Raw genomic sequence first — 15,217 nt, 5'->3', positions numbered from 1 at the left:
CAACTTTTTTGATCTAAGATCGCAAGTTTTGTCTAAATATTGCGCAGAGAATTCAGCAACCCTTTTAATACCATCATTAAAAGTGATGTAGTTAGGCATAAATAGGAGTTTTTCTCATTTATTCATCACAAAAAATGATCAATAGGGGGAGAAGGTATAGTGTTAGCTCTATTTGAAGCATTGAAAAGGAGCATGCTTGCACCTTAAAGAGAGGAGGCATATACAGTAATGAGATTTTATATCTAATTAATATTTTTAATGAGATATTAATTTAATAAAGAAAATATTAATTACAAATAGAAATCGAGCCTCGCTATCCTATTTTCAGATTAAGATTTTCAATTTTTTAAACTTTATTGAATCTTATTGAATAATATCAGAGGCTTTTTAGGGTTTGCGACTGATATTTCCAACAGATAGGTATTTGAATGAACTTCCCTAATGAGGAGTAATACCTTAGAAGCAATTCGTGAGTTCATTATGGAATATCTACCTAATAAGGAGATTTATGACAAACACGAAAAAACACCAACCGATGGAGTTGAGTGATATTACGATCGTGAAGAACGATCAATTTACCAAGGCGATTACCGCCGCGGCATTGGGGAATGCCATTGAGTGGTTTGATTTTGGGGTCTATGGCTTTTTGGCCTATGTCTTAGGGAAAGTCTTCTTTCCCGATGCCTCCCCCGGCGTACAGTTAGTTGCATCATTGGCCACCTTCTCGGTTCCCTTTTTAGTCAGACCTATTGGCGGCGTCTTCTTCGGCGTTCTAGGGGATAAGTTTGGGCGGAAGAAGATTCTCGCTGTGACAATTATTATCATGTCAGTCAGTACCTTTGCGATCGGCTTGATCCCCTCTTATGCCACAATCGGTATCTGGGCCCCAATTTTGCTCTTAATTGCAAAGTTAGCGCAGGGCTTCTCTGTCGGCGGAGAGTATACGGGTGCCGCGATCTTTGTTGCGGAATATGCTCCTGATAGCCGCCGAGGATTTTTGAGTAGCTGGCTCGATTTTGGATCGATCTCCGGATTTGTCTTAGGTGCCGGTGTCGTTGTTTTGATCACTACCCTTTTAGGGGATGCTCGTTTTGAAGAGTGGGGCTGGAGAATTCCCTTCTTTATCGCCGGACCTTTAGGTATTTTGGGGATGTATCTGCGCCATGCGCTCGATGAGACACCAACATATTTAAAGCATAGCGAGAGTATTGAGGCAAAGCCGGTAGCGAAAGAGTCCCTTATAACGGTTCTTCGTAATAACACAAAGAGTATTCTTTTAAGTGTTGGTATCGTGATTTTAACTAACGTGACCTACTATATGTTACTCACCTATATGCCGAGTTATCTCTCATTTAGTTTGGGCTATAGTGCTGATCACGGGGTTCTGATTATTATTGCCATTATGATCGGTATTCTCTTTGTTCAACCCTTAGTGGGGCTATTGAGTGACCGTTTCGGCCGTAAAGTCTTTATTAAGATCGGTAGTGTCGGAATGTTAATCGGTGCAATTCCCGCTTTTTATCTCATTAATACCGGCAATGTGGGTTTGATCTTTTTAGGTTTAGTCTTCCTTGCATTGATGTTAAGTTGTTTTACCGGAGTGATGGCCTCTATTTTGCCGGCGATCTTCCCGACAAAAGTGCGTTATAGCGCTATGGCAACGGCGTTTAATATCTCCGTCTTAGTGGCAGGATTTACACCTACCTTAACGGCTTGGTTGATTGAATTGACCAATAATCTCTATGTGCCCGCATTTTATCTAATGGCGACAGCTTTTATTGGGATTATTTTGACCTTCAATATGAAAGAGACGGCGAATCGCCCATTACGTGGGGAGACCCCGATTGCCTCTGACCGTAGCGAAGCAAGAGAGATTTTGCAAGCTCATTATGATCGTATTGAAAGCCGTATAGAGAGTATTGATGAAGAGATTGCGCGTCTTCAGAAACGCCGGGAACGCTTGATCGATCAACATCCGGAGATTGATGGCTAGTGATAGCTAGAGAAGCCACTCAATAGGGAGCCAAGTTAAAAATCGGATCAGCGCTCGTTCTAAGATCGATGTATTTGGCTCGACATCATAAGTTTTGAGTAATCTCTCTTGATTATCAAATAGCTGCCATTTTAATTGATCATCTTCTAAGATCACTTTGTAAGAGCGCTCTAATAGATGACGCTTAATGCGGTCGGTCATATCTTTAGCGAGATGGGGATTTAAGATCGCAAGCCCCATCTCGGTATTGATTTTTGCTGATCGAGGATCGAGATTTAATGAGCCGACAAATAGGCGATCATTATCAACAACAAAGGTTTTAGCGTGCAAGCTGGAACCGGAACTTCCCACAAGCCCCTTATCTTTGAGATGAGGGGTTTTATCATGTGATTTTTTGAGCTCATAGATATCGATATCAGCTTCAATAAGCGCTTTGCGATAATTAATATATCCCGAATGGACGAAGGCGACATCGGTGGCTTCATAGGAGTTTGTTAATACCGATATCTGGATACCTTGCTCTGCAAGATCTTTTAAGAAAGCAGTTCCTACCTTTGTCGGTACAAAATAGGGTGAGACTAAAAAGAGCTCTTTTTGGGCGTCGCCAATCGCGTTATAGAGTGGCTTGTAAAAATCATTTTGACTCCAGACACCGAGTGCTTTACTAGGAGGATCGGAGATCAGAATCGCTTCTGACCACTGCCAATCGATATTGTGATGATAGAGCTTTTCTAATAATTTAGATTGCGCTAAAGCGGATTGATAAGTTTCAACATCAGCACGATATTTGACTTTGCGAAGCTTTTCAAAAGCGGCGATATGATCCGATCCATACTCTTTTGTCACGATCTGTTTAGCAGGGTAGGAGAGCTCACTATTCCAATAGCGATCAAAATCGTGAGAGAGTTGTGGCACAATATTGCCGATCGCCATCACATCTAAGTCAACAAAGACAGTACCATTACCGGCAGCAAAGTATTCATCCCCAATATTGCGTCCCCCTGTAATGGCAGTGACACCATCGACCACAAGGAGTTTATTGTGCATGCGATGATTTAAGCGTTTTAAGTCTGTTAGATATCCTAAAAAGCGAAATTTGCGATTAGTAAAGGGATTAAAGAGGCGCACTTCGATATTGGGGTGATAATCTAAAACTGCGATAAGGTCATCAAGACCCCGAGTATTATTATCATCGAGTAGCAACCGTACACGAACACCCCTCTCAGCTGCATTATAGAGGTCGTAGAGCAGCATGGTTCCCGAGGTATCGGGGCGCCAAATATAGTATTGTAGATCGATCGACTCTTGAGCTAAGTTGAGAAGTACAGAGCGAGCAACGAAAGCGTCAAGAGGATCAGAGAGCTCTAATACCCCTGTTAAGTTGGGATCTTCCGGATACTCTTTTTGTAACATCTGTACGAGCTTATTCTCCTCATTGATAGGCAGAGCACTGCTTTTTACCTGTTTTAGTTCTGGTAATGGTTTTATTGCATATGTGGCAAAAAGAGCAAGGAGAATGGTAGTAATGATAAGGCTCATAAATAGGGGCTTGATGATTTTTGCAGGGAATATTTTTTGTATCTTATTAGCCATAAGTGCATGTAATCGCTTAAATTTCCAAAGAAAACCCCAAAGCTATTGATCCACTTATCGAATAAATTTTGTTGAATAAACTTTATCGAATTAGTTTTATTGAATCAATCTGCTTTGGGGCGATTAATAGAAGATCTTCTATTGAAGAATCTCTATTGAAGAGACTCTAATGGATACGCTATCTTTCTGATCTAACCCACCACAGCGGCAGCTTCAACTAATAGGTCACTTAAGAACCAATAAGCAAATCCGAAATAGATCACAACGCCTAAGAAATCCATAATAGAGGTGAGCATCGGGGAGCTAAGGGTTGCCGGGTCAACATTGAAGCGCTTTGCGATAAAGGGCAGCATAATGCCGAACAATCCACCCATAAAGGTGACGGTAATCATCGAGAAGCCGACAACCATCAAGACATTAATACTAATACCGCTCTTAAAGAAGAAGGCGAGTACCACTTCCACAAGTGCCACCATGACCCCTAATGCTAAGGCAACGGGAATCTCCTTTTTAATAATAAACCAGATATCTTTCCATTTAAGATGGATATCTCCAAGCGCCATGGAGCGAATCACCAAGGTGGCTGATTGGCTTCCGGTATTACCCCCCATATCGACGATTGGGGCGAGGAAAGCGGCTAAAATAATCACCTCAGAGAGAATCTCCTCTTGGCGTGCAACAAAGGTACTGGTAAAGACGCCAAAGATAGTCAAAATCACTAACCAGAAGCCTCTTACACGGAACATACGCCAGAAACTTGAGTATTGGTAGTCGAGCTCAGGTCCTGTCATTGCCACGTTACCCCCGAGCTTTGCAAAGGCGCCGGCTGCGGTTTCGCGTAATTTTTCCATCGCATCTTCGATCGTGACAATACCGATGAGATGCCCGTTATTATCGGTAACAGGAAGTGCCGGGAGATCATAACGTTCAATTAGGGCAATGGCCACTTGGCTATTTTCTGAGGCTTTTGCCTGAATCACGTCGGTATCCATAATATCGCGGATAAGATCGCTATCTTTAGAGAGAAGGATATCTTGTAGCGATACAACGCCGATCAGATGGCGATACTCATCGGTAATATAGATCTGGGAGAGTGCCTCTTTTGTCTTTGCATCTTGGCGGACCTTATGCCAAATATCAGAGACGGTACCATCAGCTGTCACGCTAACATAATCGGCTGAAGCGATAGAACCGATACTCTCTTCAGGATAGGAGGAGAGCGTAATAATCGCTTCACGCTCCTCTTTTGAGAGTGTGGGCATTAAGATATCTCGCTGCTCTTTACTCAATGTGAGATAGAGTGTTACCTGCTCATCTGATAGGAGTCGGTTGAGGAGCGTTTGGAGAGTCTCAATATTAAGATGAGGGATAATTTTAACCTTCTCCTCCTCTTCAAAGTGAGGATAGAGCTCAGTTAATTTCTCTGCCGGTAATTTTTCAAGAAGCGGGATAATCGATTCCGTTGGAAAGAGTTCTAAGGCATCTGCCATATCGATAGGCTGGCTCGAATCAACTAACTCTTCAAAGGCTTGATATCTCTTATCTTCAATAATTGGTTGTAGAATTTGATACAGATTGTTGCTCTCATAAGTAACCATAAATAATCACTTTCCTTGAAATGGGTGTGAATAACATTGCTTAAAGCAGCGAAATCTCAAGTTTGATCTCTCTACTATCAAACTTTTCCTATTTTATCATTGATTTGACTCTTTTTAGGATTTTCTCAAATCTCCTTTTCTCTCTGTAGATCAATGTATCAGCCTGTGGGGTTTCAGGAGATAAGAGTGTTTATAGAGCGGCGGGAGGGAACGCTTATACTCTTATCACAATTGCATGCCCGCAGGTTGGCATTTTCAATGCTCATTGCTGGCGCGAAATCTGAGGAAGTACGTGGTAGTAAGATCCGGCAATGCATCGGCTTTTGGGTATTTAAAATAGCTCTATTATTAAGGAATAATATTAGCGATACAGTGTTAATAATGGAGCACAAAAAAAGGAGGGAATCCCTCCTTCTGAGATAATCTCAAATTATGTCGATCTTATGTTTGAGTGAATGAGTGATTAACCGATCAACACTTATTAACCCTTGTTAGTGGATATTAACCAAAGACCTTAAAGCGTGCAGCGGTATCGATATATGCTTTAGGATCTGCTTCTGTTTCGATTGAGCCGAAAGGCATCTGCGCTTTTAATGCCCACTTTTCAGGAAGGTTCCACTCTGCTTTAACGGCAGCTTCAATCAACTCATTGTAGTGTTGTAGAGAAGCACCAATATTGACCTCTGCCAGTGCGAGCCAAACAGCATATGCGGTAATACCGTGTGCTTGTTCTGACCATTTGGGGAAGTTAGCGGCATAAGCAGAGAATTGCTCTTGCAGATCTTCCACAACTTGCTGATCTTCAAAGTAGAGAATTGTACCTGCTCCGGCCGCAAAGCTCTTAATCTTCGCCTCTGTAGCTGCGAAATTATCTGCAGGAACAATGGCTTTTAAGGCCTCTAACGTGATATTCCATAATCTTTGATGCGCATCATGATGCAAGACAACAACGCGAGAACTTTGGGAATTGAAAGCAGAGGGCGTATCTTTCGTAACTTTTTCAATTAATTGATTGATCTCCTCTTTTGACTGAGGAAGTTTATTTCCAAGGTGGTAAATTGTCCGGCGTTTTTCCACTAGTGAGGTAAAGTTTTGCATAGATTTAATTCCTTCTATCGATTTTTAATTTTGTTTCGTAATGACGCTAACCTATAAGACTTTGCGCCAAGAGCACAGAGTCGCCTCTCAGATTGAGACTACTCTCTTAAGATTCCTCTCCATCATAGGGATTAATCTCATGTTTGACTATAGATGAGAAGAAAATCTTTAATGCCTAAGCGGCACAAATAGCGCTAAAATAGATTGATGAAGGGAGGATGCTACGTGCTATTTTGAAGTACTTATAGCATCGTGAATGGGAGCAAGTTCCGAGGGATAAGTGATGACTCTACTCCACAATATGGATTTTAATGATCTACAAATTTTTTGTAAGGCGGCAGAGAGCCGTAATTTTACCGATGCCTCTATTGCCATTGGTGTCACCCCTTCTGCGGTGAGTAAGGCGGTTTCTCGATTAGAGAAAAAGTTGAATATTAAACTCTTTCAACGTTCAACTCGATCAATGCGTTTAACAGAAGAGGGAAAGAGTTACTACCTTGTCTGTAAAGAGGCGATTGAAAATATTCGTGATATTGAAAGACAGATCAGTAGCAGTGGCGATCTCCATGGTATTTTACGCATCAGTATGCCCGATAGTTACGGCATTAAAAAGTTTCTGCCGGCAATGACCCCTTTTTTAGAGGCGCATCATGAGAGTATTCAGCTTGAGGTCTCTCTTAGTAATTCCTATGTTAATTTTACAAAAGATGAGTTTGATCTTGCCATTCGTATTGGTGATTTAAAAGGGGATCGTTTGGTTGCAAGAGAGTTACATCGTGCACAATTGAAGTTGGTGGCATCCCCTGTCTATTTAGAGCGATATGGTATGCCGGCATCATTGGAAGCGCTTCATCAAGCGCAGACGATCGCATTGCGATTTCCCCATACCGGGCAGCTATTGCCTTGGGAATTTGGAGCAGATTCAACGCCATTTCATTTCTCTCCGGCAATGGTTCACTCTAACTCTCTCGGGGCCTTTGAGACGGTATTAAACGGCTTTGGTATTATGCAGTTTTTCGATTATGCCGTCGATAGTGAGATTGAATCGGGGCGTATTATTGAGCTCTTTCCAGAACATCGACCCAAACCGAAATCAGTGCATCTTGTCTATCCCGAGAGCCGTTATCTGCCGGCAACTGTTCGCTCTTTAATGCAATATTTGCAGATGAAATTCTCTTACTAAAACGCTATAGACAATTGAGGGGAGAAATTTTATAATTTCAGCTATTGATGACTACACTTGTGGTCACAATGAGTAAAATGAGAATCGTAAGAGAGGAGTGAAGAGATCGATGGAATCGATAGCGCGCCGCAAGATGATTGAGATCACACCATCTGAGTGGGAAGTGATGCGAGTTTTATGGGCTAATGGTGAGGTGGGTAGCCGTGAAGTGATCGCTGTTTTAACGAAAAAGAGAGGATGGAAACCCACTACGATCAAGACATTGTTGGCACGACTCGTAGCAAAAGAGGCGGTGATTACAGAGCAGCTAGGTAATCGCTACCTCTATCAGCCCAATATTGAAGAGGAAGAGGCTTGGGATCATGCCGCGGCAACGCTCTTTAGCTTTGTCTGTGCGCGTGATCGGGCGGAGAAAATTGCTCGATTATTACAGGCACAAGCGTTAGCAAAAGAGGATATTCCATTACTGAAAGAGGCGCTTACCATCGCCGAGAAGCAGGTGATCGATCAGATCCCTTGTGATTGTTTTGTTGGGCAGTGTAGCTGTCATAAAAAGGTAAAAAGAGTCTGTTCAAACAGCTATTCGAGCCAAAAAGAGGGAGCGCAGTGATGAGTGAAAAAGAGAATCTATTGAATAAAATGATCACAAAAGAGGCCACAAAAGAGGCGGTAAAAGAGGGTTCTGAGCGTACTTTTCTGCATCTTGCGATTACGGGAATGACCTGTGCGAACTGTTCAGGACGAATTGAGCGAGTCTTAGGGCGAAAGCCGGGAATCTACCGTGCGAATGTCAATCTTGCGAGTAAGCGTGGGCTCTTTGAATATAATCCTGCTCAAATTACCCCTGAAGCGATTATTGCACAGATCGAGAAGACAGGGTTTGGTGCGATGCTCGATGATAAGGCGCATCAGGAAGAGTTGCAGGTAGCAGAAGCAAAGGCGGCTAATCGTATGCGCTGGGAGCTAATTATCAGTGCGATCTTAAGTGCACCGATGTTGTTAGGCATGATGGCGATGATGTTAGGGAGTGAGGCGAGTTGGGTTCACTTCGTTCATCTGCCTTGGGTACAGCTCCTTTTAACGACGCCGATTCAATTTGGGATTGGTGCAAGATTTTATCGGGCGGCATGGGCTTCTCTACGAGCAAAAGCGCCGAGTATGGATCTTCTTGTGGCAATGGGAACAACCGCTGCTTATCTCTATAGCTTCTATAATGGTTTTTTAGGCGGTGATCCGACACATCTTTACTTTGAAAGTAGCGCCGTCATTATCACACTCATTCTTTTGGGGAAATATTTTGAGGAGCGCGCTAAAAATAGGACGGGCGCTGCGATTCGCTCCTTGATGTCTCTCCAAGCAGAGACAGCCCTCCGTATCGATAATTCTCAGTCGGGGCAACACTATGTTGAAGTACCGATTGATGCTGTTGTTGAGAATGATTATCTTCTGGTACATCCCGGAAAGAGTATTCCTGTTGATGGCGTGGTTCTATCAGGGCACTCTACTGTGGATGAGAGTATGTTAACCGGGGAGAGTTTGCCGGTGGATAAAGGGGAGAATGATCTACTCTATAGCGGAACGCTCAATCAGAGTGGCGCATTAGTGATGAAGGCTTTAAAGCGAGCCGACGAGAGTACACTCTCAAAAATCATTACTCTTGTGAATGAGGCGCAGGGGAGTAAAGCCCCGATTCAGCAACTGGCGGATCGTGTTTCTGCAATTTTTGTGCCGGCAGTGATTCTGATCGCTTTTATTACGCTCTTGGTAACTCGCCTTACCCTTGGTGAATGGAGTGATGCCATTATGCATAGTGTTGCGGTTTTAGTGATCGCTTGCCCTTGTGCTTTAGGATTAGCGACGCCGACGGCGATCATGGTGGGGACCGGTGTGGGTGCGCGTCAGGGGATTTTAATTAAAAATGGGGAGGCGCTCGAACGGGTTGCTAAAAGTAGTACGATTGTGCTTGATAAGACCGGGACAATTACAGCGGGTGCACCAGAGGTAAAACATTTTACAGTCAATTCTCAACTGATTGTGTCAGAAGCACAAAGGAGTGAGATCCTTCGTTATTTAGTGGCGTTAGAGTCCCATTCCGAGCATCCTTTAGCAAAAGCGATTGTTGCTTATGGGGCAGGGCAAGAGCAGGAGTTATCACTATCAAGCAGCTCGAAGAGCGCCTCCTTTCAGGTGGAGAATTTTCAAGCTTTAGTCGGGGCGGGATTAATGGGGATTATTGCAGAAGAGCGCTATTTTGTCGGTTCTCCCCGTTTAATGGTAGAGCATCATATCGATTTAACGCCTTTTGCTTCACTAATCGATCGACATGAATCGCGGGGAGAGACCGTTGTCTTAATGAGCCGGGAGCAAGATCTTGTTGCACTTGTTGCTATTGCCGATCCAGTCAAAGAGAGCTCGGCAGGTGCTATTGCGGACTTAAAGGCAAGGGGCATCAAAGTTTTGATGTTAACGGGGGATAATCAACGTACAGCAGAGAAGATTGGCGAAGAGGTGGGACTTTGCCCTGATGAGATCAGAGCGGAGCTCAAGCCGGAGGATAAGGCGAAGATTGTGGCCAATCTTCAGAAGGCAGGAGAGTCTGTTGCAATGGTGGGTGATGGCATGAATGATGCGCCGGCCCTTGCGCTTGCTGATACCGGAATTGCGATGGGAACCGGAACGGATATTGCGATGGAGTCGAGTGATGTCACCATTATGAATGGCGATCTTGCCTCTTTACCAAAGGTGATTAAGCTTTCGGAGATGACGATGCGTAAGATTCGGCAAAATCTCTTTTGGGCCTTTATCTATAATGTGATCGGAATTCCTTTTGCTGCTTTGGGTTTTTTAAGCCCTATTTTAGCGGGAGGCGCGATGGCATTTAGTTCTGTGAGTGTCCTGTTAAATTCACTCAGCCTTAATCGTCTGAACTTAGATCGTTTGGGAAAGGATAAAAAGTAGGATCCTGCCATTTATCAGTTGTTATTGTTGAAGAAGTTAAGCAATAAGAGGGGTAGTGGAGTTGCGAGAGCCGATAATTTCACTCTTTTCACTACTGCATGCCCACAGGTGTAGATTGGCATTGTCAATGTCCATTGCCGGCATGTCATTTTTGGAAGTATGTGATAGTGAGGTCCGGCAACTCAACAGCCTTTTTTGTTTTAGAATGACTCATCGTTAAGGTAACGAAACTTGGATACTTGCTAGCATATATCAAAATAAAATCCCGCAACTTAACAACTTCTACCATTTAGTTCAATGGATAGGGAGACTGCTATGTTGCGGGAAATTTGTGGTGCTTTAATGATGTGCTATCTATGCGATGCGCTATCTATGCAAATGAGAAGGCGAAGATTAAGAGGATCAATGCCGGGATCACAAATTTGATGTGATAGAAGAGAATCGGCGCAATTTTCTGATTAATCGTTCCTTCATTGGTCAGCTCTTTGAGTGCAACTTCACGCTTTAAGACAAAGCCGATAAAGAGTGCAGAGAGAAGGCTGGTGGTGATAAAGAGAATATTGGCACTAATATAGTCAAAGGCATCAAAGATATTCATACCAAAGATGCGGACATTACTCCAGCTGCTCTCTGCCAAGATACTTGGAATATTTCCAAAGATAAAGATCACCGCAAGTGTAATAAAGGTCGCCATTGCACGCTTCATCTTAAATTTCTCGATCAGGGTTGTAATGGTCACTTCATAGATAGTTAATGAGGTGGTCAATGCTGCAAGGAGAAGAAGCAGGAAGAAGAGCGATGCAAAGAAGGCACCAAAAGGAATCGTTGAGAAGACTGCCGGTAACGCTTGGAAGACTAGTGAAGGGCCGGAAGTTGGCTCAATACCTGCTGAAAAGAGCGCAGGGAAGATAATAAAACCGATCGCAAGAGGAATCAGCGTATTGATAATGCCGGCACTGATACTAATCCCGACAAGGTTCTCTTTCTTGTTGAGGTAGGAGGAGAGTGTGACCATCACCCCAAAGCCGATACTTAACGCAAAGAAGACCTGTCCTAATGCTAGCAGAATCACTTGGGAGTTGATCTTGCTAAAGTCGGGAATGATATAGAATTTAACCCCTTCTAATGCGCCGGGAAGAAAGAGGGCACGAACCATCAGTGCTAATACTAAGATCAAGAAGATCGGCATTACCCAGCGAATAACACGCTCAATACCATCGATCACCCCTTTCACTAAGATATAGTAGTTGACTGCTACAAAGATAAAGGTGTAGAGCGTCATCTTCCAAGGGCTATTAGTGGATGTTTCAAAGAAATTTTTTGCCTCTTCCGCACTTAATGGTGTTGAGAGATCGATCTCTCCGAGCGAAATACCGCCGATATAGCTCATCACCCAACCACCGAGCACCATGTAGTAGGCTAAGATCCCAAATGCGCCTAAAATCGCGATAATTCCTACTGCTTTCCACCATTTTGAGATCGGGCGATCTAATCCTTTACCACTAAAGGAGTCGACGACGTTGGTATGGAGTCTACGACCAATGAGATGTTCTGCAACAAGCATTGGAACACCAAGGATTAACATTGCGATAAAGAAGACAAAGAGATAAGCCCCTCCCCCATTCTCACCAACAAGATAAGGGAAGCGCCAAGTGGCACCAAAGCCGATCGTCGCACCTGCGACGGTAGAGATATAGATTAGTTTATTGCTCCAATTTTCGCGAGCCATAACTCCTCCTCAAAAGATTTATTAGTTTTATATAACGTTGTCTATAAGATTTTATATAACGTTTTATGTGATAGGCATCATTATTAACATAGATTCTATTTTGATGTGAGATTGATTAATAACCAGTTGTTTTATAGATGATACATTTGGGGATAATTGATCGACGGATTGCCGGCACGATATTGAATATCGGCAATAAAAAAGAGCAGATCAATGATGTGTGCTATTGATCTGCTCTATTATGTAATCAAGATCTCTATAACTAGTTATAAGCGATCTCTATTGATAGTTGATGTTGATTATCCTTCGAGAAGATATTACTTCTCATCAAGCAACATTGTTCCTTTTTCAGCAAGGTTGATATGCCATGAGAATGCTTCATCAAGAAGGTGTGGTGTATTGCCCCCACGTTTTGCTTTTGCATCTTCAAAGTATTTACGAGCTTGCGCCTTATATTTCGGATGCATACAGTTTTCGATAATTTTTTCTGCTGCATCTGTTGGGCAAAGACCACGAATATCTGCATAGCCTTGCTCTGTCACAATCACATCAACCTCGTGATTTGTATGGTCAACATGTGTTACAAAAGGAACGATTGTTGAGATGTTGCCATCTTTAGCTGTCGATTGTGTAACGAAGATTGTGATGCGCGCATTACGTGCAAAGTCTGCCGAACCACCGATACCATTCATCACATGGGTACCGCTAACATGAGTTGAGTTGACGTTACCGTAGATATCAACCTCTAATGCTGTATTAAAGGCAATAACACCAAGACGACGAATCACTTCAGGATGGTTTGTGATCTCTTGTGGACGGAAGAGGATCTTATCTTTATATTTCTCAAGATCAGATGCTAAGTTATCCACACGTTTCTTCGAGAGTGAGAATGCGGTTGCAATTGCAAAATCAACAACGCCGGCATCGATAAGATCGAATATTCCATCTTGTAATACTTCAGATGCAACAACTAAGTTTTTGAAGCGATCTGATTTGGCCATACCGCTTAAAACCGCATTGGCAACGGAGCCAACACCTGATTGAAGTGGTGCTAAGTTAGGACCTAGACGACCCTCTTCAACCTCTTTGGCTAAGAAGTCTAATAAGTTATCTGCAATCGCTTGTGTCTCTTCATTAGGTTCAAAGAGGGGTGATGGGATATCAGGACGGTCTGAGAGGATCACACCACGAACTTTCGCTGGATCAACTTTAATACCGATAGTGCCGATACGCTTACTAAGATCATCATAGACAGGAATCGCTTCACGATTGTCACCTTGATCTTTAGGAACATAGATATCATGAATCCCTTCATAACTATCTGGGGTACTAGTATTGAGTTCGATAATGACGTGATCTGCTTTCTCTACAAAGATTGGAGAGTTACCCACTGATCCTGTTGGAATGATAAGACCATCTTCTGTAATGGCCGCTGCTTCAATTACGGCATAATCAACTTTACCGAGATTTCCTTGACGAAGAGTCTCTGCTGTGTGAGAGAGATGTTGATCAATATATTTCATCTCACCACTGTTGATCTTCTTACGCATGACAGGGTTCGCTTGATAAGGGAGGCGAAGATTGATGATATCTGCTTCAGCCATCGCTTGGTCAGCATCTGGACCTAATGATGCACCGGTGAAAATATTGACTTTAAACTTCTCATTTTTGCCTCTCTCTGAGAGCGCTTTAGGGAAGACTTTGGGCTCACCAAATAGGGTAAAGCCACTCATCCCGATGGTCATACCATCTTCGATCCAAGATGCGGCTTCTTCTGCTGAGACGATCTTGTCGAGAAACGCCTCATGGCGAATTTTTTTGCTTAAATCTGTACTCATAGTTGTGATCCTCTTTGAATTATATTTATCTATATTTATCTTTTTTCTTAAAGTGCTTGTCATTACTAGAAGATCCCTCTATGTTGAAGGGTATTTATCCTCTTGGTAACGTTATTTTCGTTCCCACTAATATAGACAGATAACCACCAATAGTTCAAGTGATAAAGTTGCTGTGCGTCAAAGGAATGGTTATCAAATATTAAGCTCTATTGCTGCCGATTCATCGAGATTTGATCGCTCTTTATATCGATAAAAAGAGGTTATAAAGGCGTGATTTTTGTTTTTATATCAGATTGATTTAGTTAATTATATACCTATAATTCCGCTCTCTTTTGTTAATATGTATCATTTCTATTTAGGTTTATAGTATACTCTTCTGTTTTATAAGATATCTATGGATAAATCGGTCGAAATAAGCGCATATATTTAAGCATATATATGACAATAAAATGTCGACATATATAGAATATTGAGTAAATATCGAATATTGAAGAATATCAATAGAGGGTGATAAAACAGCATCATTTATTGAGTATATATTGAGTATTTATGGAATGCTTATTGAATATTTTTGGCGATATATTAAATTAAAGGGCCTGTTATTGAGCGATTAACATATTGAGTTATGGTCTATTTTTTGGAGCTTTTATTAAAAATGCTGTCGACAATGCACTATTAAATAGACAAGTTTTTCTATTGTCGATTAAAATCTATGAACGCATTATTGATAAGTCCCCTCTAATTGATAGAAATAGCGGTTATCAGTATCTAGTACTGAGTTATGAAACGTTGCTATTTTAATATTTTCCAATATTTTCAGCCGGAATTACTCAGCATCTATGTCAGATATTAGCGTATCAGATATTAGCGCAATAGATCAGAAAAATAGATCAGAAAAGAAGATCAGATCGGAAAAGCAGGTCGGTAAAGAAGATCGACCTATTGATCTGTTCTTGACTCAATCTCTGATCGGTTCAATTAACGGGTTTATATAGATCGCTAGATCGCGAAAAGTAAGATAATCGATATTAGAAGAAGAGATAGAAGAAGATAGAGCAGGATCGTAGTAAGACAATCAATAAGAGAAAATTAGAGATCTGTGATAGAGGTCTCAGTAGCAGCAAAAGTAGTAAATAGTAGTAAATAAGCAGTAGTTAGCGTAGTTGAATAAGCGCTCCATTAGTAGAGTGATTTAGATAGAAATATTTAAAATAGTGAAGAGAGAGA

Annotated in this window: 9 protein-coding genes; 4 read left to right on the top strand and 5 right to left on the bottom strand. The window is 42.1% G+C overall.

Annotated features, from left to right (window positions below; translation table 11 throughout):
* Positions 1-508 precede the first annotated feature (508 nt).
* Positions 509-1,993 carry a glycine betaine/L-proline transporter ProP gene (gene proP, locus DC082_RS09455; protein ID WP_109236767.1) on the top strand — a complete coding sequence of 495 codons (1,485 nt, stop codon included), beginning with the start codon at positions 509-511 and terminating at the stop codon, positions 1,991-1,993.
* 6 nt (positions 1,994-1,999) lie between these two features.
* On the opposite strand, the gene DC082_RS09450 is transcribed toward proP, so the two are convergent.
* The 3 genes from DC082_RS09450 to DC082_RS09435 all read right to left on the bottom strand — a co-directional run bounded on the left by DC082_RS09450 (position 2,000) and on the right by DC082_RS09435 (position 6,282).
* Positions 2,000-3,586: a phospholipase D family protein gene (locus tag DC082_RS09450; RefSeq protein ID WP_109236766.1), complete on the bottom strand. Its 1,587-nt coding sequence runs from the start codon at positions 3,584-3,586 to the stop codon at positions 2,000-2,002.
* Between the two features lie 191 nt (positions 3,587-3,777).
* The gene (gene mgtE / locus DC082_RS09445; RefSeq protein ID WP_109236765.1) at positions 3,778-5,184 is read right to left on the bottom strand and encodes a magnesium transporter; all 1,407 of its coding nucleotides are present in this window, start codon (positions 5,182-5,184) and stop codon (positions 3,778-3,780) included.
* A 501-nt stretch (positions 5,185-5,685) separates the two neighbouring features.
* Positions 5,686-6,282, bottom strand: a complete 597-nt coding sequence (locus tag DC082_RS09435) for a nitroreductase family protein (protein WP_109236763.1) — start codon at positions 6,280-6,282, stop codon at positions 5,686-5,688.
* Between the two features lie 283 nt (positions 6,283-6,565).
* On the opposite strand from DC082_RS09435, the gene DC082_RS09430 reads away from it, so the two are divergent.
* The 3 genes from DC082_RS09430 to DC082_RS09420 all read left to right on the top strand — a co-directional run bounded on the left by DC082_RS09430 (position 6,566) and on the right by DC082_RS09420 (position 10,423).
* Positions 6,566-7,465 (top strand): LysR family transcriptional regulator, encoded by a 900-nt coding sequence (locus tag DC082_RS09430; protein WP_109236762.1) that lies wholly within the window; start codon positions 6,566-6,568, stop codon positions 7,463-7,465.
* Between the two features lie 109 nt (positions 7,466-7,574).
* Positions 7,575-8,075 (top strand): CopY/TcrY family copper transport repressor, encoded by a 501-nt coding sequence (locus tag DC082_RS09425; protein ID WP_109236761.1) that lies wholly within the window; start codon positions 7,575-7,577, stop codon positions 8,073-8,075.
* Positions 8,076-8,182: 107 nt separating this feature from the next.
* Positions 8,183-10,423, top strand: a complete 2,241-nt coding sequence (locus DC082_RS09420; protein WP_229821712.1) for a heavy metal translocating P-type ATPase — start codon at positions 8,183-8,185, stop codon at positions 10,421-10,423.
* Between the two features lie 370 nt (positions 10,424-10,793).
* Here DC082_RS09420 and DC082_RS09415 read toward each other — a convergent pair whose 3' ends face one another.
* Together DC082_RS09415 and DC082_RS09410 are read right to left on the bottom strand one after the other, a co-directional pair.
* Positions 10,794-12,152: a sodium-dependent transporter gene (locus DC082_RS09415; RefSeq protein ID WP_094568329.1), complete on the bottom strand. Its 1,359-nt coding sequence runs from the start codon at positions 12,150-12,152 to the stop codon at positions 10,794-10,796.
* A 317-nt stretch (positions 12,153-12,469) separates the two neighbouring features.
* A complete protein-coding gene (locus tag DC082_RS09410) occupies positions 12,470-13,990 on the bottom strand; it encodes a succinate CoA transferase (RefSeq protein WP_094568328.1) in 1,521 nt (506 codons plus the stop codon).
* Positions 13,991-15,217 lie beyond the last annotated feature (1,227 nt).

This window comes from Ignatzschineria indica (genome assembly GCF_003121925.1).
GTDB classification, from domain to species: Bacteria; Pseudomonadota; Gammaproteobacteria; order Cardiobacteriales; family Wohlfahrtiimonadaceae; genus Ignatzschineria; species Ignatzschineria indica.
Note: the sequence above shows the minus strand (reverse complement) of the source record. Positions and strands in the feature narration are given on the sequence as shown.

Coding starts and splice junctions, on each gene's coding strand:
- proP (WP_109236767.1), top strand. CDS start 509: ATGACAAACACGAAAAAACACCAACCGATGGAGTTGAGTGATATTACG.
- DC082_RS09450 (WP_109236766.1), bottom strand. CDS start 3,586: ATGGCTAATAAGATACAAAAAATATTCCCTGCAAAAATCATCAAGCCC.
- mgtE (WP_109236765.1), bottom strand. CDS start 5,184: ATGGTTACTTATGAGAGCAACAATCTGTATCAAATTCTACAACCAATT.
- DC082_RS09435 (WP_109236763.1), bottom strand. CDS start 6,282: ATGCAAAACTTTACCTCACTAGTGGAAAAACGCCGGACAATTTACCAC.
- DC082_RS09430 (WP_109236762.1), top strand. CDS start 6,566: ATGACTCTACTCCACAATATGGATTTTAATGATCTACAAATTTTTTGT.
- DC082_RS09425 (WP_109236761.1), top strand. CDS start 7,575: ATGGAATCGATAGCGCGCCGCAAGATGATTGAGATCACACCATCTGAG.
- DC082_RS09420 (WP_229821712.1), top strand. CDS start 8,183: ATGACCTGTGCGAACTGTTCAGGACGAATTGAGCGAGTCTTAGGGCGA.
- DC082_RS09415 (WP_094568329.1), bottom strand. CDS start 12,152: ATGGCTCGCGAAAATTGGAGCAATAAACTAATCTATATCTCTACCGTC.
- DC082_RS09410 (WP_094568328.1), bottom strand. CDS start 13,990: ATGAGTACAGATTTAAGCAAAAAAATTCGCCATGAGGCGTTTCTCGAC.